Below are 20830 nucleotides of genomic sequence, written 5' to 3' on the forward strand. Positions count from 1 at the left end.
TTTCAACCAGCGCCCCTTGATCGGGGCGCCGGCGTTGCCTGGGCCGAGCGCATAAGCCTTAGTACGCAAGGCTCCAGGTCAGCGTGTAGGTCCTGCCTCGCCCTTGGTAATCGTAGAGGTAGGCAGGCCCGTAGGTGGGCGAGTAGAACAGCGTCGCCCGCTGGCCCCACACAGTGCTGTACTGCTTGTCCAGCAAGTTCTGGATACCTGCGCTGAAGGTGCCGTAGTCGGTGTCCTGGCTGCCCAGTAAATCGAGCGTGGTATAGCCATCGATCTTGTGTTGGGCATCGTCCTTCAAGCTGAAGGCCCGATTGGCCTGCAACCGCGCACTGCGCCCGTCATCCTTCCAGCCAACGAACGCGGTGGCTTTGGACAAGGAAGCATAACGCGCATCACGCTTGCGCCACCCGCCGCCGTCTGCCTCTTCCTCGGAACGGGTGAGGTGCAGCGTGCCGCCGGCTTCCCAACCTCGGTCGAAGTGGCGGGTGAGTGCCCCTTCGAAGCCAAAGTCGCGACTTTTCTGGTCTTCGACGTCAATGGTGAGGGTTTGCGAATCCACATTGATGATCTTGTCCGACCAGATGTAGTACAGCGCGGCTTGAGCGTCCCACTGCACGTCGGCATAGCGCCAGCCTAGCTCCACCTGGCGGCTCTTGATCCCGGCCAGCGGGTTGTCCCCGACACTAAGACCAGGTTTGCCGTAATACTTGGCCGGATCGGGCAGGTCAAAGCCTTCGCCGTAGTTGGCCCACAGCTGGTGGCCGTTCTTGAAGTCGTAGATCGCCCCCAGGTTGTAGAGATTGACCTGATAGTCGTTACTCCCACCTGGAACGCCCTTGTAGTCACCCACCTCCACATCCATCTGCTGGCGCCGGGCGCCGCCGGAGAACGTCAGGTTGTCGGTGGCGCGCCATTCAAGCTGGCCATACAGCGAGACCCCATCGATCACGTAGCTGGGGTAGCGCGCAGCCTTGCTGGCCTTGTCCAGGTCCAGCCCGCCGCTTTCAGAGGACACCCGCGCATCGAACACGGTCTGGTCAGCGTTGAAACGTTCGCGGTCAATGTCCACGCCATAGGTGAATTTCAGCGTGTCCCACTGCTTGGCGAACAGCCATTTGAGGCTGGTGACCTCGAAGTTCTGCTGCGAGGCTGCAAAATACACACCGCGCGAGCCGGTCGGTGTACCACGGTTGTAGTACGGGAACGGGTAGAAGTTGTTGTTTTCCTTGCGGTAGGAAGCCTGCAGGTAGAAATCCTGGCCCAGCACATCATTGTGGTGGTAATTGGCATTGAGCAGCACGCGCCGGGTGCGCGGGTTCAGGTCGGACGAGTACCCGCTGCGCAACTGGGCCTCTTCGAGGTCGGAGGGGCCATTGTAATTGAGGTTGGGAAACCAGATGCCGGTGCTGCCATGGTTGCCGGAATCGTAGTACTGGGCCAGCAGGTCAAGGCTCTGTTGATCATCGAACTGCATGCCCAGGCTGCCAAGCAGGTCCAGGGTGCGGTTGTATTGCAGGTCGGTCTGGGTATTGTCGATGAAGATCTGATCGCCTGCTCCATCGTAGAACGCCTCGTTCTGCTCGCCGGACACACCAAGACGCGCATTGAACCGCTCGTTGCCACCGCTGATCGACTGGGCGAAGCGGGTCGCCAGATCATCGCTGTTGTTGAAACCGCTGCTGGCGCCGAGCTGGGTTTCGAAACGCGCAGGGCCTGCCTCGCCCTTTTTTGTCACGATGTTGATGATGCCCCCGGTCGCACCGCCCCCGTAGATGGCGCTGGCGCCGGACAGCACTTCGACGCGCTGCACGTTGAAAGGCGAGATACTGTCGAACTGGCGCGACAGGCCTCGCGAGCTGTTCTGGCTGACGCCATCGATCATCACCAGCACGCTGCGCCCACGCATGTTCTGCCCGTAATTGGTGCGCCCCTCCGGCGCCAGGTCAAGGCCAGGCACCAGTTTGCCGATGGCTTCCTTGAGGCTTACGCCACTGTCGATCTGCTCGCGCAGTTGCTGCTGATCGACCACCCACACGGTGCCTGGGATCTCGCTGATGGCAGTACTGGTGCGCGAGGCCACGCTTACTTCAATCGGCTTGAGGTTGATGGCCTGCAGGGAGGTATCGTGCTTGCGCAGCGTCACCGTCCGCGCATCGGTGAACTGCCAGCTCAAGCCGGTGCCTTCGAGCAACCGCTGCAAGGCTTGCTCGACACTGTAGGCGCCCTGCAGGGTCGGGCTCTGCAGGCCAGCCACGTCAGCGGTGGTGTACAGCAAATGCAGGCCGGCCTGATCAGCAAAGCGCGTCAACGCCTGGTCCAGCGGCTGCACCGGGACATCCAGCTGTACCTGCGCGGTCTGCACATATCCCTGCTGTGTTGCAGCAGCGACGTGAGCGGGCAGCGCGCCGGCCAATACGGCCAACGCGCCGCACGACATCAACACAGGTGGCAGAAAACGGCAGCGGCTATTCGAGAGCGTGGGCATGAGAGGCACGAGAAAGCTTCCAGGCGAGTCGTGAATGGGAATGGTTTGCGGCTTAGCCCCACTACGACGATCCAGCCCACGAGAACTTGCAGTGCCGATGAAAAGTTTTTTCGGTAGGTTTCGACAGGGCCGCTTTGAAGATCAATACACCACGGCGAGCCACGGCAGGTAGGTGACTTTCAGGCCATACCGCTGCTCCAGGGTGCGCAGCATGGCATGCGGATCATCCAGGTCGAACACGCCACTGACCTCAAGGCCCGCTAGCTGTTGATCCGACAACACGATACGCCCAAGGCGATAGCGCTCAAGCTCAGCCAGCACTTGGCCTAGAGGCTTGCCATTGAAGATCAACTTGCCCCGTTGCCAGGCCAGCTGCGCATCGGCATCGGCCGCTACGCTCAAGGCTTGAGCGCCCTGCCGCGCAGCACCCTGGCCAAGGACCACATGCCCGTCGCGCCGCACGCTGAACCTCGCCCCGGTGCCGTTTACCGGCAGCCCTGCCGTTTCGACCACGAAAGGACGGGCCTCGGCGGACGTCTCGAACAGCGCCTCGCCAGCCATCACCACCACCCGACGTGCGTGCGCGTCGAATTCCACCTTTATGGCACTGGCGCTGTTGAGGGTGACGCGGGTGCCATCGGGCAAGGTGAGCATGCGCCGCTCGCCGGTACCGGTGTGATAGTCGGACAACCATACAGGTGCCTGCTGCCACGCCAACCAACTGCCCAGCATCAACGCCATGCACGCCGCGACACCGGCCTTCTGCAGCCATCCCCGGCAATGCCGCAGCGCCTGTCCGATGTACTTGGCCACCATGCTTTCGGACACGCCGAGCCTTTGCGCGACCTGCCTTTGCGTCAACCCTTCCACGCGATTGAGCAACAGCGCCTGGCGCGCTTTGGGGGGCAGTTGCAGCAGAGCCTGATCGAGAATCTGCAGGCGCTCGCTGGCCAGTAACGCCGCCTCCGGTGCCGGCGCGCCACAGGCCACGTGTACCATGCCCTCACTGTCGTCGTGGCAGGCGGCAAGGCGCTGGTCACGACGCAGGGCATCGATCGCAATGTTTCCCGCCACGCGAAAGATGAAGCTACGCGGGTGCAGCACCGGCACAGCGTGCGCATCGATCTGCGCAAGCCTCAAGTAGGTTTCGTGGGCAACGTCCGCAGCGCGCTGGCGATCACGCATGCGCCGGGTCAGAAACTGCAACAAGTCGTCATAGTGTTCCTGGAAACTTGCCAGCAGGCCCGGCACGTGAGACGTCAGCATGGTTAGGCAACTACACAGTAAGAGAAATTATCGGGCGTTAATGAGAAACAGTATCTTTCATCTCTACCGACACTTTCAACGCTGCCGAGCATTTGCCACACTGCCGGACGATTCTTTCCAAGGCCTTGCCCCATGACTCTTCGCCCTTTGTTCATCACCCGTCTGCTCACTGTCCTGCTGATGTCAGCGACCTTGGGCGCGTGCGCGCTGTTGCAACCCCGGGATCCGGTTTCGATCAGCGTGATCGGCTTGGAGCCCTTGCCTGGACAGGACCTGGAGTTGCGCATGGCGGTAAAGCTACGGGTGCAGAACCCCAATGAGACGCCGATCGAGTACAACGGTATTGCAGTGAACCTGGAGGTCAACGGCCAGCCATTGGCAGCGGGCGTCAGCGACCAGGCCGGACAGATTGGCCGGTATGGCGAGGCGGTGGTCCAAGTGCCGGTGAGCATCACCGCATTTGCGTTTCTGCGCCAGGCCTATGGGCTAGGCAAGCTGAACGCGCTGCAAGGCCTGCCCTACACGCTGCGCGGCAAACTGGCCAGCGGCCCTTTCGGCACGGTGCGGTTCAGTGACAAAGGCACGCTGGACCTCCCCAAGGGCGACGAGTGGTAAGACGGCACATGCACCCGCTCAGCGAGCGGCGCTGGCAGCGGCCATCAGCTTGTTGACTTCGCTGCGCACCATGCTGGCGTATTCGGGCGGGGTCATGTTGTCCAGCTCATTGCGCACCCATTCGGCCCACTTGCCCTTGCGCCGAGGTTTTTCGGCGATAAGCCGGGCCGCCTCGCCCTTGGCCTTACCCAGGTTAGCCTGCCACATCTCGAACAGCCGGGCTTTCTCGGCCTCGATCTGTGCCCGTTCCTCGTAGCTCATGTTGGCCAGATTGAAACTCATGAATCACCTGCCTGATGGAAATGACCGGTATCTTACACCAAGGCGCCAGCGCCCACTGCGAGGCAACTTTTCTGGCGCACGAGTATCCATTGTTCTAACGACCCGTCCAGGAGGAGCATGGCATGGCCCGTAAAAATGCCGCAGTACCCGACAGCGACCAGATCAAGGACCAGGTATTCAGCGAGCTGCAGGCGCTGATCGAGGAATCCGAGCGGTTGCTCAACGACAGCGCTGCGCTGGTTGGCGAAGAGGCCGAAACCCTGCGCACCCAGATCAGCCTCAAGCTGCGTCAGGCCCGGGAAGCGGCCAGCAACCTGCGTGACAAGGCAAAGCCCATGGTCGCGGCCAGCCAGGACTACATTGGCGGCCACCCGTGGCAGACCGTGGCACTTTCAGCGGGCGTTGGCCTGGTGGTGGGCCTGCTGCTGGGCCGGCGCGACTGACACCTATCCTGCCGCCTGCTGTGCTCAGGCGGCCAGTGCCAGCGGTATACCGCTGTGAAAACGCAGCTCTTGATCCGGTGAGGCGATGAGTTCCGCTTCAGCGGCGCGTACCAGTTCAACCCGGCGCGCAATGTCCGCCTCATCGCCATAGTGGTGCGCCAACTTCAGGTAGCCCTGATAGTGGCGCGCTTCACTCTTGAGCAGGCCGTGATAGAAACGGCCCAGTTCTTCATCCAGGTGCGGCGCCAGGGCCGCGAAGCGTTCGCAGCTGCGTGCCTCGATAAATGCCCCGACCACCAGCGTATCTACCAGCTTGACCGGCTCGTGGGCACGCACCAGACGACGCAGGCCCGAGGCGTAGCGACCCGCCGACACAGGGCGCAGGGGTATGCCTCGGCGCTTCATCAGCCTCAAGACCTGCTCGTGATGAACCAGCTCCTCGCGCGCCAGGCGCGACATCATGTTGATCAGGTCAACATGGGTGTTGTACTTGGCGATCAGGCTCAATGCCGTGCTGGCCGCCTTGAACTCGCAATTCTTATGGTCGATCAGCAGTGTTTCCTGATCGGCCAGCGCCGCCTCGATCCAGGCATCGGGTGTAGGGCAGCCCAGGAAGGCGTCGATTTCAGGGATCAGGGACATAAACGATACGACCATACAGAGACAGACAGGGGCGGCGATTATAGCGGCGGCAGGCAACGGCGTCAGTGGCTATGCTTGATGTGCATCAAGCGTCAGCGCCACGCGCGCGGCCTATAGTCTGGCACCGCCTGCCCACGTTCCAGGGAGTACACGCCCATGCAAGCCGTCCGCAGCATTCTCGTCGTCCTTGACCCTGAGCACGCCCACAGCCGGGCGCTGACGCGCGCCAAGCTGATCGCCAGCGTCACTGACGCGCGCCTGCACTTGTTGATGTGTGACAAGCGCCGCGACCACAGTACGCTGTTGAGCCTGCTGGGCAAGCAGTTGCAGGAAGACGGCTTTGACCACGTCACCCATGAAGCGGCGTGGCGAGACAACCTGCATGACACCATCATCCACGTGCAGCAGCGCGAAGGCTGCGAGTTGGTGATCAAGGAGCATCGCCCCGACAATCCGCTCAAAAGGGCCCTGCTCACCCCTGCCGACTGGAAGCTGCTGCGCGCCTGTCCGTGCGCGGTGCTGATGGTCAAGAGCGAGCGCCCATGGACCGGCGGCAACGTACTGGCGGCGGTGGATGTGGGCAACCAGGACGAAGACCACCAGCGCCTGCATGCCAGTATCGTCGACCACGGCTACGAGATTGCCAGGCTGGCCAAGGGGGCGCTGCATGTGATCAGCGCCCACCCATCGCCGATGCTGTCGGCGGCCGACCCTGTCTATCAACTGAGCGACACCATCGAACAGCGTTATCGCCAGGCGTGCGCGGCTTTCCAGGCACAGTACGGTATCGCCGACGATTGCCTGCACGTGGCCGAAGGCCCGGCCGATGTGCTGATTCCCCATACCGAAAAACAGCTGGATGCGGTGGTGACGGTGATCGGTACCGTGTGCCGCACAGGGCTTACCGGCGCGTTGATTGGCAACACCTGCGAGGTAGTACTCGATGCACTGGAGGGGGATGTACTGGTGTTGAAAAGCGAGGAGGCGATGGCGCATCTGGCGGATGCAGCACGATAGTGAGCCGCATGCAGCCCCCTGTAGGAGCGGCCTAGTGCCGCGATGGGCCGCAGCGCGGCCCCGGCAATATGCGCTGCGAAGCTGAAATTCTGGGGCTGCTGCGCAGCCTATCGCGGCCGGTCCGGTGCCCCAGCAAGGCTGCCAAACGGCACCTCGCCAGCCGTGTACTAGATGACAGCTAACACCTTCTAACCCAACGCCTCCTTAACCTTAGGATCCAACCCCTCCCCCGCATTGGCCTCGATCCATTCTCCCAGCTGCCGGCGCATGGCCGGCGTCCAGAAGTTGTGTAGATGCTGGCGAACGCCCTGCACAGCCAGGTCCCGATTCGGCTCGCTGTCGAAGTAATGGGCAATCTGGTTGGCCATTTTCACCAAGCTGTCCTGGCTCATTGGCGCACCTCGGCTTTCTCGGCGGATCGGCGCTCCTGCAACAGCCGACGCTGTTCGTCGCTGAAATCCTGGTAACGCTTTTGCCACTCAGACGGCTGGAACACTTTGACCACCTCCACTGCCGTTACCTTGTATTCGGGGCAGTTGGTCGCCCAGTCGGAATTGTCGGTGGTGATCACGTTCGCGCCCGACTCCGGGAAGTGGAAGGTGGTGTAAACGACGCCTGGCGCCACGCGGCTGCTGACCTTGGCGCGCAGCACGGTCTGCCCGGCACGGCTGCCGATACCGACCCAGTCACCGTCCTGGATGCCACGGCTTTCGGCATCGGTCGGATGGATCTCGAGGCGATCGGCATCGTGCCAGGCGACGTTGCCCGTGCGCCGGGTCTGGGCACCGACGTTGTACTGGCTGAGAATGCGCCCGGTGGTCAGCAGCAGCGGATAGCGGCTGTTGACCTTCTCGTCGGTCGGTACGTACCCGGTCAGCATGAACCGCCCCTTGCCCCTGACGAACTGATCGATGTGCATAGTGGGCGTGCCATCGGGCGCTGCATCGTTGCACGGCCACTGCAGGCTGCCGTGACGCTCGATCTCGGCGTAGCTCACCCGGCGGAAGGTCGGCGTCAAGCGGGCGATCTCATCCATGATCTCGGAGGGGTGACGGTAATTCATCGGGTAGCCCAGCGCATTGGCCAATGCCACGGTCGCTTCCCAGTCGGCCTTGCCCGCCAGTGGCTCCATGACCTTGCGAACCCGCGAGATACGGCGCTCGGCGTTGGTGAACGTGCCGTCCTTTTCCAGGAACGAGCTACCCGGCAGGAACACATGGGCGAACTTGGCGGTTTCGTTGAGGAAAATGTCCTGCACCACCACGCACTCCATGGCCAGCAGGGCGGCGGTAACGTGCTGGGTGTTCGGATCGCTCTGGGCGATATCCTCGCCTTGGCAGTACAACGCCTTGAAGCTGCCATCAAGGGCCGCTTCGAACATGTTGGGGATGCGCAGGCCCGGATCAGGGTGCAGCGTCACACCCCAGGCCTGCTCGAACTCGGCCCGTACACCTTCGTTGGAAATGTGCCGGTAACCCGGCAGCTCGTGAGGGAACGAGCCCATGTCACAGGAACCCTGGACGTTGTTCTGCCCACGCAGCGGGTTGACCCCTACCCCTTCACGGCCAATGTTGCCGGTGGCCATGGCCAGGTTGGCAATGCCCATTACAGCGGTGCTGCCTTGGCTGTGCTCGGTCACGCCCAAGCCATAGTAGATGGCCGCGTTGCCGCCGGTGGCATACAACCGGGCCGCGGCGCGAATCTGCTGCGCTGCAACGCCACACACTTGGCCCAGCACTTCGGGGGCATTTTCCGGCAGGCTGACGAAGTCGCGCCAGCGGGCGAATTCTGCGGTTTCGCAGCGCTCGTCGATGAAGTTCTGGGCCAGTAGCCCCTCGGTCACGATCACATGGGCCAGGGCGTTGAGCATGGCCACGTTGGTGCCGGGACGAAGTTGCAGGTGCAGCTCGGCCCGGGCATGGGGCGAATCCACCAGGTCGATGCGGCGAGGGTCGATCACGATCAGGCGAGCGCCTTCGCGCAGACGGCGCTTGAGCTGTGAACCGAACACCGGGTGCGCATCGGTCGGGTTGGCGCCGATAACCAGCACCACATCGGCCTTCATCACCGAATCGAAGCTCTGGGTACCGGCCGACTCGCCCAGCGTCTGTTTCAAGCCGTAGCCGGTGGGGGAATGGCAGACACGCGCGCAGGTGTCGACGTTGTTGTTGCCGAAGGCCGTGCGCACCAGCTTCTGAACCAGGTAGGCCTCTTCGTTGGTGCAGCGGCTGGAGGTGATACCGCCAATGGATTCCCGACCATACTTGAGCTGGATGCGGCGCAACTCGCTGGCGGCGTAGGCCACCGCCTCGTCCCAGCTCACTTCCTGCCACGGATCTTCCAGGCGCTTGCGAATCATGGGTTTGGTGATGCGGTCCGGGTGCGTGGCGTAGCCCCAGGCGAAACGGCCCTTGACACAGGCATGGCCGTGGTTGGCCCCGCCGTTCTTGTCCGGGACCATGCGCACCAGTTGGTCGCCCTTCATTTCGGCACGGAACGAGCAGCCAACCCCGCAATAGGCGCAAGTGGTGATCACCGCACGTTCCGGCTGGCCCAGTTGCACCAGGCTTTTCTCGGTCAGCGTCGCGGTCGGACAGGCCTGCACGCAGGCGCCGCACGACACGCACTCGGACGTCAGGAAATTATCGCCGCCTGCCGCCGCCACCCGGGATTCGAAGCCACGTCCGGTGATGGTCAGGGCAAAGGTGCCCTGGATGTCTTCGCAGGCACGCACGCATCGGCTGCAGACGATGCACTTGCTGGGCTCGTAGTCGAAGTACGGGTTGGAACTGTCCTTCTTTTCGGCCAGATGGTTGGCACCGTCATAGCCGTAGCGCACCTCGCGCAGCCCCACCTGCCCGGCCACGGTCTGCAGTTCACAGTTGCCGTTGGCCGAACAGGTCAGGCAATCGAGGGGGTGATCGGAGATGTACAGTTCCATCACGTTACGGCGCAAGCCCGCCAGGCGCGGCGTTTCGGTGCGCACGACCATGCCTTCGGTGACCGGCGTGGTGCAGGAGGCCGGGTAACCGCGCATGCCCTCGATTTCCACCATGCACATGCGGCAGGAGCCGAAGGCTTCGAGGCTATCGGTGGCGCACAGCTTTGGAATGGTCGTGCCAAGCATGGCGGCTGCACGCATCACCGACGTGCCAGCAGGAACGCTGATCGCGCGGCCGTCGATGTTCAGGCTGACCTGCACTTCGCTGTCACGGGCTGGCGTGCCCAGGTCGGTTTGCGGATCGAAGATATGGATCATTGCGCGGCCTCCGCTTGGGTCAGCCCGAAATCGGCAGGGAAATACTTGAGGGCGCTGGCGACCGGGTAAGCGGTCATACCGCCCATGGCACACAGCGAGCCGTATTGCATGGTGTCGCACAAATCGCGAAGCAGCAGTGCCTGGTCATGGCGCTCGGTGATGTCATCGCTGGCAATCAGCCGGTCCACCACTTCCATGCCACGGGTCGAGCCGATACGGCACGGGGTGCACTTGCCGCAGGACTCCTCGGCACAGAACTGCAAGGCGAAGCGGGCCATGCTGGCCATGTTCAAGGTGTCGTCGGCCACCACCACACCGCCGTGGCCGAGCATGGCGCCCACGGCCGCGAAGGCCTCGTAGTCCAGCGGCGTGTCGAAATGGCTGGGGGGTACCCAGGCGCCCAACGGCCCACCCACCTGGGCGGCCTTCAGCGGCCGGCCACTGGCCGTGCCGCCGCCGTAGCCCTCCACCAGTTCACGCAGTGTCAAGCCGAAGGCGCGCTCCACCAGGCCGCCGTGGCGAACATTGCCGGCCAGCTGGAACGGCATGGTGCCCAGCGAGCGGCCCATGCCGAAATCGCGGTAGAACGGTGCTCCCTTGGCCAGGATGACAGGCACCGAGGCCAGGGTCAGCACGTTGTGCACCAAGGTCGGCAGGCCGAACAGGCCTTCCAGCGCCGGGAGCGGCGGCTTGGCGCGAACGATGCCGCGCTTGCCTTCGATGGATTCGAGCAGCGCGGTTTCTTCACCGCAAATGTAGGCGCCTGCGCCCACGCGCACTTCGAGGTCGAACGCCTTGCCGCTACCGGCCACATTGGTACCCAGGTAGCCTGCCTGGCGTGCGATGACAAATGCCTGGTCGAGTGTGGCGATGGCGTCCGGGTACTCCGAGCGCACATAGATGTAGCCCTTGTCGGCACCCACCGCCAGGCCAGCGATGATCATGCCCTCGATCAACAGGTACGGGTCGCCTTCCATCAACATGCGGTCGGCGAAGGTGCCGGAGTCGCCTTCGTCGGCGTTGCATACCACGTACTTCTGGGCAGGCTTGGCGTCGCGCACGGTGCGCCACTTGATGCCGGCAGGAAACGCAGCCCCGCCACGACCACGCAGGCCGGAATCGAGCACGGCAGCCACCACCTCGGCGCCGTCCATGGCAACGGCCGCTTCCAAGCCGGCAAAGCCGCCATGGGCGCGGTAATCATCCAAGGACAAGGGGCGGGTAATGCCAGCACGCGCGAACAGCAGGCGCTGCTGGGTCTTGAGGTAAGGCATGTCTTCCACAGGCCCCACCGCCAGCGGATGGTTTGCCTGCGAACCGATCATGGCGTCCAGCAGGCCGGGTACATCCTGCGGCGTCACCGGCCCGAAACCCTGGCGGCCCTGCTCGCTGTCGCACTCGAGCAGCGGCTCGAGCCAATAGAGGCCACGGGAACTGGTGCGCCGAATGTCCAGCTGCACATTGCGCCGCTCGGCCTCGCGCTGCAACGCCTCGACCACCTGGTCTGCGCCGACGGCTCGGGCCACCGAATCGCGGGGGACATGGACCTTCAGCATGTGGCGCCCTCCTGGCAACCCTTGACCAACTCGCGTAGCCGCTCAGGCGTGAGCCGGGCGTGCACCTGACCGTCCAGTTCAAGGGCTGGCGAACAGGCACAGGCGCCCAGGCAATAGACCGGGCGCAGGCTGATGGCACCGTCGGCGCTGGTGCCATGGTCATCGAGCGCCAATTGCTCGCGCAGCTGCGCGGCCAGGGCCTCGGCGCCACGGCTCTGGCACGACTCGGCCCGGCACAGGCGCAGGGTGTGCCGGGCTGGCGCGGCAGTGCGGAAATCATGATAGAAGCTGATGACGCCCTGGACCTCGGCCCGGCTCAGGTTGAGTGCGTGGGCGACCTCGCCGACGGCGGCATCGGGAATGTAGCCGACAGCATGCTGGATGGCGTGCAGTATCGGTAGCAGCGCACCAGGCGTTTCTTGGTGATCGGCCACGATACGTTGGACAGCGGGCAGGTGGAGCATTTGATCAGGCATACAGCGGACCTCGGCATCACGGCCCGCCCCTGTTGTTGTACTGGCGGGTTCCGGCGTGTTCTGCTGCGGCGCGCCAGCCACGTCACGGTTGCGTGGAGCAGGCGGCCTCCTTGCCATCGTCCATGCGTCTGCGCGCGGGTCCAATGGCATCCTGCAAGCATGGCACTTGCTGCACCGGAAGGTTGCGCGCGAACGACCAGCCGCATTCTGAAACCGACGTCCCACGGCTTTACGGGCTGATCGAGCTTCGGGCTCGCCAGCACGCGCTTGTGCACCCTGACGGTCAAGGACGTGCGAAAACCGCTTCCCAGGCATCTGCCACCGACACGTGTGGCCAGAACCGGCTCGACTCCCCTTGGCGCTACGTTTAAGCTGGCGCCTTTTCCTACGCATGGAATCGCGTTTGTCTAGCACATACCAGGGAAGCTGCCTTTGCGCGGCAATCGGTTATGAACTGCTCGGCCCGCCCAAGGCCGTGAGCCACTGTCATTGCAGCCAGTGCCGTAAAGGCCACGGCGCTGCCTATGCCTCATACGGCAGTGTGCCGCGTGAGGCGCTGCGCATGCTGCGCGGCGCTGACCAGCTTGCGGCCTATGCCTCGTCCCCCACGGTCCTACGGCAATTCTGTGCAGCCTGCGGCTCGAGCCTGTTCTGGTCACGCAATGCAGGCCAATACGCCGATTGGATCTCAATCGCCCTTGGCACGCTCGATACCCCCTTCGTACCCACACGTGATACCCACCTGCATCTCGACGCCGCGGCGCCCTGGCACCTGCCATCAACCCTGTCGAACGAGATTGACTCACTGAAAAGGAAGCTCAATGCGTAAACTCAAACTCGCCCTCGCCGCCCTGCCGTTTTTCGTCATCGCCGGTTGTGGCAACGACGCCCTAGAAGGCACCTACGAGCAAACCACAACCGTGATGGGTATCCAGAGCCCGAAACAGACCTGGGAGTTTTCCAAGGACTCCATCATCACCAACGGCAACAAGTTGAAGGTGGATGAATGGGAGCGCAAGGATGACGTGGTCACCGCGCGCAACAAAGATGGCATGGCGCTGATCAACGTACGCGTGCTCGACGGCGGCAAGCGCCTGGAGGCCGTCGGCGGTAGCGACATGGCCAAGAACGTCTTCGTGCGCGTCGACTGAAAGCCCTCGCGCCGCCCTCCGCAGGTAAGTGCACCACTGCAGTGGGCGGGGCATGACACGCTACAGATCGTCTACGCCCTGTTCAGAGCTTGAAGGTGCTGACCATGTCGTTGAACGAGATGGCTAGGCGGGACAGCTCCTGGCTGGATGCGCTGGTTTGATGCGCACCGGCCGAGGTCTGGGTCGACAGGTCCTGGATGTTGATCAGGTTGCGGTCCACCTCGCGGGCCACATTGGCCTGCTCTTCGGACGCCGTGGCGATCAGCAGGTTGCGGTCGTTGATCTGGGCGATGTTCCGGGCGATCCGCTCCAGCGATTCCCCGGTCGCCTGGGCCAAGGCCTGGGTGCTGTCGGCCAGGTTTCGGCTGTTGCCCATGGCCTTGACTGCATCGTCGGCACGGGCCTGAACGCCTGTGATCATGGCTTCGATCTCGCCCGTTGAGGCCTGGGTACGCGCCGCCAATGCCCGCACTTCGTCTGCCACCACCGCAAAACCTCGACCCTGCTCGCCAGCCCGCGCCGCCTCGATGGCCGCGTTGAGCGCCAGCAGATTGGTCTGTTCGGCAATGCCGCGGATCACATCGACCACCTTGGCGATGTCGCGCACGCTACCGGCCAACTCCCCAACGATAACCGTGGACTGTCCGATTTCGCTGTTCACGCTGGTTATGGCCTGCACGGCTTCGCGCGCCTGGTCACGGCCACTGGCCGCTTCCGCGGACGTCTGCCGGGAGGCTTCGGAGGTGGAGGTGGCGTTGCGTGCCACTTCCTCGACCGCCGCACTCATTTGCGTGACGGCCGTGGCGGCCAGCTGAATTTCATCATTCTGGCGCGTGAGCCCGCGGGTGCTTTCATCGGTGACGGCGTTGAGCTCTTCGGCCGCAGAGGCGAGCTGATCCGCTGCGTTGGCGATTTGCTCCAGGGTGCGCTTGAGGCCTTGCTGCATGACCCCCAGGGCGTTTAGCAGTTGGCCGGTCTCGTCGGCGTGACCTGTCGCCACGGGTTTGCTCAGGTCGCCGCCTGCGATGCGCTCGGCCGTATTCACCGCCAGCGCGATCGGTTTGCTGATGACCCGGCTGATGAACATACCCAGCAAAATGGCGGCTACGAACGCCGCACCGATACCCAAGTACAGGTTGAACTTGGCCGCCGCCTCGTTGTGTTTTGCAGCTCGCGCACCTTCATCGATCTGCCGGTTATTGGACTCGACCATGGTGGTCAAGTCGTCGAGCACGGTACGAAATGCCTGGTGCAATTCGCCGGCCATCAATTGCCTGGCTTCGGCCAAGTCACCTCGTGCGATGGTGGCTACCGTCCGATCCATGATGGCCTGGTAGGCTGGCCAGTCTTTTTCCATGCGATCGCCGGCAAGGCGTTCATCGTCGGACAACGGCGTTGCTCGATAGATCGCGAATGCCTGCTCGCTGCTCTGCCGGTTTTCTTTCATGGACGCAAGAATGGCAGCGCGTTCAGCTTCGGGCGCATTGATTGCGGTAGCCGCTACAAGCCGGTAAAGGTCCTGGCTCTGGGCAATGGCACTGGAACGCGCCTCTGCAACCTGGGCCACCGACACGAGATTGTTGGCAAATACACTTTGCAAACTAGACGAAAGCGAGCCGATTCCTTGGCTACCGACAACTCCTACACTCAAGGTGATCAGCGCGCACAGCGCGAAAGCGAGGTACAGCTTGACCGACAACCTGGCATCGTAGAACCAATTCATGAGTTAAACCCTGGAACGAAGTGAGAGAAAAACCAGCTGTCAGCCGCGCATCATGTCGGCCGCCTGCTCGGTAGCCTCCGTCGTGCGCGTGGCCAACTTGCGTACTTCATCGGCCACCACCGCAAACCCCCTGCCCGCCTCCCCGGCACGTGCTGCCTCGATAGCGGCATTGAGCGCCAGCAGGTTGGTCTGGCTGGCAATGCTCTGAATGGTGCCGACGATCTGGGTAAGCTTGGTGATGTTGGATTCCAGGGTGCGCTGGTGGGCTGCTTCCGTCTCACGCATGGCAGACTGCTGGTGCTCCAGATCAACGTCCACCAATGCCCCGACCACACGTAACGGCGCGCCGTAGGAATCGCGTTTGGTCTGGCCACGGGCGCGGAACCAGCGGTACTCCCCGCTTTTCATTTTCAATCGGTACTCGATGTCGAACGGCGTCTTGCCCGTACGGTCGTTCAGGTGCGCCTGGAAGGCTTCCAGGCTGTAGGCCTTGTCCTCCGGGTGCAGGCGTGAGGCCCAGCTGTCCAACACGTCCGGGAATTCTTCGACGGTTTCGAAGCCCAGCAAACGGCGGAACTGCGGCGACCACCAGAAGGGGTTCTTGGGATTGACGGGGTCACCGGCGATCACTTCCATGTCCCACAGCCCGTCCGAGAGCATTTCCCGCGCCAGTTCGAAACGGGTGATGATCACGTCGTGCTCATGTTCGCGCTGCAACTCGTCGTGGATGTCGCGCAAGGCGCCGGCAACGCGCAAAGGCACGCCCCGTGCATCGCGCAGGGTTTCACCCTGGGCGAAGAACCAGCGGTAGCTGCCGTCTTTCATGGCCAGACGGTTGCGCACCCGGTAGGGGGTCATGCCTGATTTGTCGTTCAGGTGGCGAGCGAAGGCGTCCAGGGTGGCGGCCTTGTCTTCCGGGTGTAGGCGGTCAGCCCAGCTGGCCAGGACATTGGGAAAATCGCGCTCGTCGCGAAACCCCAGCATTTCGCGAAATTGCTGCGACCACCAGAAGCGGTTGCGCGGGTTGACCGGGTCACCAGCCACCACTTCCATGTCCCACAAGCCTTCGCTAGATGCACGATTGACCAGGTCGAATCGGGTTTCCGAGGCCCGCGCATTGGCGTCGGCCTCGGCCAGCATCAACCGGGCGTTTTCCAGCTCGCGCTCAAGCTCGGCTATACGGCTTTCACGCTCAGTGGCATGCAACTCACGCGAGGTCCATTCACGTTGCACGTCTGTCCAACTGGCGGCAGTGCGGCCACCGTCGGTGTGTGTTTGCGGGAGGGAGGCAGCCAGCTGCGTGAGCGCCTGGCGCTCGCCGCGGTTACGAAAAAGATGAAGCATGGGTCGGTACTCGGAGGAAGACAAAAAAGACCAATCCCTGGCTTCGTTACCGGCTCACGCATGGCCATCGCAGGATGCGACCCCTGCTGCCTGACCGGTAGTGCGAACTACGACAGCGGCACAACGACAAAGGTTGCGCGACAATGACATCATTACGATATCAGTTATGGAAGGGTACGGGCACGTCCCTCGCCCAACAGCACGAAAGAAGATCCTACTGGCACTCCTTGAAATGAAACTGTAACTCCTGACTTCAGATTCCCTTCAGATAAGCCCCCGACACTGTCCCCCATCGAACCTGTTGGGAGACGTTTCATGACCCACCGTGACTGGAGCCATCTGCTTCCATTGGCCATCGGCAACCAGGCCGATCGTCAGGCAACATTGTCGCTACACCTGCAAGACGACCCGGGACGAATGCCACTCGAGCGGTTCATCCATCAGTGCTTTGCGTTGAGCCATCAGGCCGATATTCAGCATTTCCTGCCGCAGTTACTGGCGTTTCACGACAGCCAAGGCCGGTTGACAGCCGCCGCGGGCATTCGCCCAGCCGATGACGGGTCCCTGTTTCTGGAGCGCTACCTCGACATGCCTCTGGAAGACGCCGTGTCCCGTGTGGTCGGGACAACCCTGCCGCGCAGTTGCATGGTCGAGGTGGGCAACCTGGCCTCGCTCAGCGCCGGCAGCGCGCGCCTGATGATCGCTGCGGTCACGTGGTTGCTGGCCTCACGCGGCCTGCACTGGGTCGCGTTCACCGGCGCGGCGACGCTGATCAACAGCTTCCAGCGACTGGGGCTGATGCCCGTCGTCCTGGCGCCAGCCGATCCTGCTCGCCTTGAGGACCAGGCTGAAAAATGGGGCACCTACTACAGCCATTGCCCTCAGGTGTTTGCCGGAAATATCCGTTACGGCTTCGATGCCTTGACGCGCACAGGCGTCTTTCAGCGCCTTGGCTTGCCGGTCCTGAGAGAGGAATCCGGTCATGCGGCATGAACTGAACCGCTTCAAGGCCTTGCTGAAGGAACACGCCCTACGTCAGCCTGACGCCATCGCCGTGCAAGGTGCCGACCAGCACCTGACCTATCGCGCCTTGTTCGAGGCGGTCGAGGTACGTGCCGCCTGGCTTGGGAGCCAACCTCAGGGTGCATTCGCACTGGCCTTGGACAATGGCCCGCAACTGTTGCTGTGGGACCTTGCAGCGCTGTTCGCCGAACGCCCATGCGTGATCATTCCCCCGTTTTTCACCTGCGCTCAAATGTCCCACTGTCTCAGCCAAAGCGGCGTCACCCTGGTGCTGAGCGAAACCGGGTGGGACTCACGTCTTGTCGAGCTGGGCTACGTGCCACAGGCTCGGCCGGGGTTCTGGCTATGCAAGTCGCTCGCAGGGGTGGCCATTGCGCCGGAAACGGCAAAAATCACCTACACCTCCGGCAGTACGGGATCCCCGAAAGGTGTCTGCCTGAGTGCCGAGGCATTGCTTGGCGTGGCCCGTGAGCTTGAGGCAGCTAGCCGAGCCAGCGCACCCGAGCATCACCTGGCGGTGCTGCCACTGGGCGTTCTGCTGGAAAACCTGGGCGTGTATGCCGCGCTGATCGCCGGAGCCTGCGTGCACCTGCTCAGTCAACAGCAACTGGGGATCAGTGGCGCCACCCAGGTGGACTTCAAGCGACTGGTGGGTGCAATCGTCCAGAGTCAGGCCCAGAGCCTGATCCTTGTGCCGCAGTTGCTGCTAGGGCTGGTCACTGCTGTTGAACAAGGGGCGATGTCAGCTGAGCAGTTGAGGTTCGTCGCCGTAGGCGGCGCTCGGGTGTCGCCCAGCTTGCTGGCTCGCGCCGAGGCTGTCGGGCTTGCGGTGTACGAGGGCTATGGGCTGTCTGAATGCGCCTCGGTGGTCGCCCTCAACCGTCCGGGCAGCGTACGCCGGGGCAGTGTGGGCAAGCCGCTACCCCATGTGCAGGTGCGCATCGCGGAAGATGGCGAGGTGCTGGTGGCCGGTTGCACGCTGCTGGGCTACCTCGATACCGCGCTTTTCCACGGTCCATGGTGGGCCACCGGGGATCTGGGCCATTTGGATGACGATGGTTTCCTGTACCTCGATGGGCGCAAGAAGCACCAATTCATCACCAGTTTCGGTCGAAACGTCAGCCCTGAATGGGTAGAGGCCGAACTTACCCAGAGCGGCATCATCGCCCAAGCATTCGTACATGGCGAGAGCCTGCCCAGCAATGTGGCGTTGATCTGGCCGATGGACCCAAGCCTGAGCGACGACCAGATCGATCAAGTGGTGAGCCAGTGCAATGCACGGCTGCCCGACTACGCACGTGCCCACCACTGGCGACGCCTGACGGCGCCGCTGAGCCTCACCGATCAAACCCTGACAGCCAACGGCCGCCCTCGGCGCGAGGCAATTCTTGAACGCTATCAATCCCTGATCTGCATACCCCAGGAGTGAGCTGACCATGTCCTTCTTTGAAACGTTGCAACTGCAAACCACCCACGAGCGCCAGGCGTTGTTCGGCGTGCCGGTGATCCGCGAGGCCATGGCTGGACAGGTCAGTCTCGATAGCTACATCGCATTTCTCACCCAGGCCTATTACCACGTGCGCCACACTGTCCCGCTGATGATGGCATGCGGGGCGCGCCTGCCTGCCCGGCTCGAATGGCTGCGCGGTGCAGTGTGCGAGTACATCGAGGAAGAGTACGGCCATGAGCAGTGGATCCTCAACGACATCGAGGCCTGTGGGGGCGACTGGGAAGCGGTACGCGACGGCCGACCCGCACCGTCGATCGAGCTCATGGTCGCCTATCTTTACGACTTGATCGCACGGGGCAATCCGGTAGGGCTATTCGGTATGGTCAACGTCCTGGAAGGCACCAGCATTGCCTTGGCCACACAGGCCGCCGGCGCCATAGCACAGAGCCTGTCGCTGCCAGACCGGGCCATGAGCTACCTCAAGTCCCACGGCGCGCTCGACCAGGACCATATGGTGACCTACAGGCAGTTGATGGACCGCCTGGACAACGCCGAAGACCAGCAGGCGGTCATCCAGGCAGCCAAGATGGTCTACCGCCTGTACACCGAGATGTTCCAGGGGCTGCCCCGCGCGGACCAGCCAGAGGTGCGCCATGCGGTTGCATGAGTCGGTCGTGGTGCTCACCGGCGCCAGCGGCGGGATTGGCCTTGAGCTGGCCGAGCAGCTGTGCCATGCCGGCGCGCAGGTCCTGGCCGTCAGTCGGCACATGGGCAAACTGGCAAGCCTGATGAACCGCTACCCAGGCAGCCTGCGCTGGCAATCGGCGGACTTGCGTACACAGGAAGGCCGAGCACAGGTCGTGTCGCGCGCGCGCGAACTGAGCGGCTTCAATGTGCTGATCAACGCTGCCGGGGTCAATCGCTTCGCCTTGCTCGAACAGCTAGACGAACAGGCCCTCGATGAGCTGCTGGACATCAACCTGAAGGCACCTTTGCAACTGACCCGGGCTTGCTTGCCACTTCTGCGCGAGCAGTCCAAGGCGCTAATCGTCAACGTCGGCTCGACGTATGGCTCGATCGGCTACCCCGGCTATGCCAGCTACTGCGCCAGCAAGTTCGCGCTGCGCGGGTTCTGTGAAGCACTGCGCCGTGAATTGGCCGACACCCCGGTCAACGTGCTGTACGTCGCGCCGCGCGCAACCCGCACCAGCATGAACAGCAGCGCCGCTACCGCCCTCAACCAGGCGCTGAAAGTAGGCATGGACGACCCGGTCTACGTTGCACGGGCTGTACTCCAGGCGGTCCAGTCCGAGCGCAGCGAGCTCTACCTGGGCTGGCCGGAGAAAATGTTCGTGCGCCTGAACAGCATCCTGCCAGGGCTGGTGGATCGAGCCTTGCGTAAACAACTGCCATTGATTCGGCGCCATATCGGCAGCCCCATGAAGGAACCGAGCAAATGAAGCCTATCGTATTGGCCAGCTTGCTGGCATTTACCCCGCTTGGCTGGGCGCTTGATCAGACAGGGGCCCAACACCTGTACGACTTGCAGCAGCAATGGGCGCATATCCAATATCAATTGCCCAAGGATCAACGCGCAGGCGCGTTCGAGAAGCTGGCGAACGAGGCGGCCGTTTTCGTCCGCCAGAACCCCAATGCCCCGGAGCCTCTGATCTGGGACGGCATCATCAACAGCAGTTGGGCTGGCGCGACCGGTGGGCTGAGTGCGCTTGGCAAGGTCAAGGCCGCCAAGGCCAGCCTGGAAAAGGCCATCACCCTCGACCCTCAAGCCCTGCAAGGCTCGGCCTACACCAGCCTGGGCACTTTGTATGACCAGGTTCCAGGCTGGCCCGTTGGCTTCGGGGATGACGACAAAGCCGACACGCTGCTCAGGCAGGCCTTGAAAATCAACCCCGCAGGCATCGACAGCAACTACTTCTGGGGCGATCATCTGGTGCGTCAGAAACGCTACAGTGAGGCCAGAGTTGCGCTGCGCAAGGCCTTGCAGGCGCCGCCCAGACCCGGCCGAGAATTGGCCGATGAGGGCCGACGTGCCGATATCAATGCTTTACTCGACACCATCAAGGACAAACAGGACTAA

19 protein-coding genes and 2 pseudogenes are annotated in these 20830 nt (G+C 62.9%); 10 read left to right on the forward strand and 11 right to left on the reverse strand.

The annotated features are described in order from the left end of the window. Positions 1 to 58: 58 nt before the first annotated feature. Together ACF8E5_RS11865 and ACF8E5_RS11870 are read right to left on the reverse strand one after the other, a co-directional pair. Positions 59 to 2485 carry a TonB-dependent receptor gene (locus ACF8E5_RS11865; protein WP_392475324.1) on the reverse strand — a complete coding sequence of 809 codons (2427 nt, stop codon included), beginning with the start codon at positions 2483 to 2485 and terminating at the stop codon, positions 59 to 61. Positions 2486 to 2626: 141 nt separating this feature from the next. Continuing rightward, positions 2627 to 3751 (reverse strand): sigma-70 family RNA polymerase sigma factor, encoded by a 1125-nt coding sequence (locus ACF8E5_RS11870; RefSeq protein ID WP_392475326.1) that lies wholly within the window; start codon positions 3749 to 3751, stop codon positions 2627 to 2629. A gap of 132 nt (positions 3752 to 3883) precedes the next feature. Between ACF8E5_RS11870 and ACF8E5_RS11875 the strand changes: the two genes are divergently transcribed. Then, the gene (locus ACF8E5_RS11875) at positions 3884 to 4366 is read left to right on the forward strand and encodes an LEA type 2 family protein (RefSeq protein ID WP_196121792.1); all 483 of its coding nucleotides are present in this window, start codon (positions 3884 to 3886) and stop codon (positions 4364 to 4366) included. 18 nt (positions 4367 to 4384) lie between these two features. Here ACF8E5_RS11875 and ACF8E5_RS11880 read toward each other — a convergent pair whose 3' ends face one another. Then, complete coding sequence (locus tag ACF8E5_RS11880) at positions 4385 to 4648, reverse strand: hypothetical protein (RefSeq protein ID WP_058605664.1); 264 nt, start codon at positions 4646 to 4648, stop codon at positions 4385 to 4387. 122 nt (positions 4649 to 4770) lie between these two features. Here ACF8E5_RS11880 and ACF8E5_RS11885 point away from each other — a divergent pair, with 122 nt between their 5' ends. Further along, on the forward strand, positions 4771 to 5091 hold the full coding sequence (locus ACF8E5_RS11885) for a YqjD family protein (RefSeq protein WP_392475327.1): 321 nt from the start codon (positions 4771 to 4773) through the stop codon (positions 5089 to 5091). A gap of 24 nt (positions 5092 to 5115) precedes the next feature. Here the strand turns inward: ACF8E5_RS11885 and ACF8E5_RS11890 are convergent, their stop codons facing one another. After that, on the reverse strand, positions 5116 to 5733 hold the full coding sequence (locus ACF8E5_RS11890; protein WP_058639390.1) for a tRNA-(ms[2]io[6]A)-hydroxylase: 618 nt from the start codon (positions 5731 to 5733) through the stop codon (positions 5116 to 5118). A 156-nt stretch (positions 5734 to 5889) separates the two neighbouring features. Here ACF8E5_RS11890 and ACF8E5_RS11895 point away from each other — a divergent pair, with 156 nt between their 5' ends. Further along, positions 5890 to 6750 (forward strand): universal stress protein, encoded by an 861-nt coding sequence (locus ACF8E5_RS11895; RefSeq protein WP_058639389.1) that lies wholly within the window; start codon positions 5890 to 5892, stop codon positions 6748 to 6750. Positions 6751 to 6938: 188 nt separating this feature from the next. On the opposite strand, the gene ACF8E5_RS11900 is transcribed toward ACF8E5_RS11895, so the two are convergent. Genes ACF8E5_RS11900 through ACF8E5_RS11915 form a run of 4 tightly spaced genes read right to left on the reverse strand, consistent with a single transcriptional unit; the run spans position 6939 to position 12041 of the window. Beyond that, the gene (locus tag ACF8E5_RS11900) at positions 6939 to 7142 is read right to left on the reverse strand and encodes a formate dehydrogenase subunit delta (protein WP_058639388.1); all 204 of its coding nucleotides are present in this window, start codon (positions 7140 to 7142) and stop codon (positions 6939 to 6941) included. After that, positions 7139 to 10009 (reverse strand): formate dehydrogenase subunit alpha, encoded by a 2871-nt coding sequence (gene fdhF, locus ACF8E5_RS11905; protein WP_392475328.1) that lies wholly within the window; start codon positions 10007 to 10009, stop codon positions 7139 to 7141. Before fdhF ends, ACF8E5_RS11900 begins: the two co-directional genes overlap by 4 nt. Continuing rightward, the gene (locus ACF8E5_RS11910) at positions 10006 to 11565 is read right to left on the reverse strand and encodes an NADH-quinone oxidoreductase subunit NuoF (protein ID WP_196185754.1); all 1560 of its coding nucleotides are present in this window, start codon (positions 11563 to 11565) and stop codon (positions 10006 to 10008) included. Before ACF8E5_RS11910 ends, fdhF begins: the two co-directional genes overlap by 4 nt. After that, positions 11559 to 12041: a formate dehydrogenase subunit gamma gene (locus tag ACF8E5_RS11915; RefSeq protein ID WP_144968065.1), complete on the reverse strand. Its 483-nt coding sequence runs from the start codon at positions 12039 to 12041 to the stop codon at positions 11559 to 11561. Before ACF8E5_RS11915 ends, ACF8E5_RS11910 begins: the two co-directional genes overlap by 7 nt. A gap of 403 nt (positions 12042 to 12444) precedes the next feature. On the opposite strand from ACF8E5_RS11915, the gene ACF8E5_RS11920 reads away from it, so the two are divergent. Both ACF8E5_RS11920 and ACF8E5_RS11925 read left to right on the forward strand, forming a co-directional pair. Continuing rightward, positions 12445 to 12870 carry a GFA family protein gene (locus ACF8E5_RS11920; protein ID WP_058639408.1) on the forward strand — a complete coding sequence of 142 codons (426 nt, stop codon included), beginning with the start codon at positions 12445 to 12447 and terminating at the stop codon, positions 12868 to 12870. Continuing rightward, entirely contained in the window at positions 12863 to 13192 is a 330-nt protein-coding gene (locus tag ACF8E5_RS11925; protein ID WP_078478290.1) for a hypothetical protein, read from the forward strand. Before ACF8E5_RS11920 ends, ACF8E5_RS11925 begins: the two co-directional genes overlap by 8 nt. Before the next feature lie 82 nt (positions 13193 to 13274). Here the strand turns inward: ACF8E5_RS11925 and ACF8E5_RS11930 are convergent, their stop codons facing one another. From ACF8E5_RS11930 to ACF8E5_RS11940, 3 genes and pseudogenes are all read right to left on the reverse strand, one after another. Continuing rightward, positions 13275 to 14915, reverse strand: coding sequence for a methyl-accepting chemotaxis protein (locus ACF8E5_RS11930; RefSeq protein ID WP_145257481.1), 1641 nt, complete (start codon positions 14913 to 14915; stop codon positions 13275 to 13277). Between the two features lie 63 nt (positions 14916 to 14978). Continuing rightward, a pseudogene (locus ACF8E5_RS11935) lies at positions 14979 to 15167 on the reverse strand (methyl-accepting chemotaxis protein); the annotation flags it as partial. A gap of 129 nt (positions 15168 to 15296) precedes the next feature. Further along, positions 15297 to 16259, reverse strand: a pseudogene (locus tag ACF8E5_RS11940) (PAS domain-containing protein); the annotation flags it as partial. A gap of 315 nt (positions 16260 to 16574) precedes the next feature. Here ACF8E5_RS11940 and ACF8E5_RS11945 point away from each other — a divergent pair. The 5 genes from ACF8E5_RS11945 to ACF8E5_RS11965 are packed head-to-tail and all read left to right on the forward strand — an operon-like array spanning position 16575 to position 20830. Continuing rightward, complete coding sequence (locus ACF8E5_RS11945; protein ID WP_058639382.1) at positions 16575 to 17252, forward strand: thermostable hemolysin; 678 nt, start codon at positions 16575 to 16577, stop codon at positions 17250 to 17252. Continuing rightward, entirely contained in the window at positions 17242 to 18711 is a 1470-nt protein-coding gene (locus ACF8E5_RS11950) for an AMP-binding protein (protein WP_078478287.1), read from the forward strand. The genes ACF8E5_RS11945 and ACF8E5_RS11950 overlap by 11 nt, the downstream gene beginning before the upstream one ends. Before the next feature lie 7 nt (positions 18712 to 18718). After that, positions 18719 to 19399, forward strand: coding sequence for a TenA family transcriptional regulator (locus ACF8E5_RS11955; RefSeq protein ID WP_058639380.1), 681 nt, complete (start codon positions 18719 to 18721; stop codon positions 19397 to 19399). Next, the gene (locus ACF8E5_RS11960) at positions 19386 to 20192 is read left to right on the forward strand and encodes an SDR family oxidoreductase (protein WP_392475329.1); all 807 of its coding nucleotides are present in this window, start codon (positions 19386 to 19388) and stop codon (positions 20190 to 20192) included. The genes ACF8E5_RS11955 and ACF8E5_RS11960 overlap by 14 nt, the downstream gene beginning before the upstream one ends. After that, positions 20189 to 20830, forward strand: coding sequence for a hypothetical protein (locus tag ACF8E5_RS11965; protein WP_392475330.1), 642 nt, complete (start codon positions 20189 to 20191; stop codon positions 20828 to 20830). The genes ACF8E5_RS11960 and ACF8E5_RS11965 overlap by 4 nt, the downstream gene beginning before the upstream one ends.

Source organism: Pseudomonas sp. WSY_20 (assembly GCF_043104335.1).
GTDB classification, from domain to species: domain Bacteria; phylum Pseudomonadota; class Gammaproteobacteria; order Pseudomonadales; family Pseudomonadaceae; genus Aquipseudomonas; species Aquipseudomonas parafulva_B.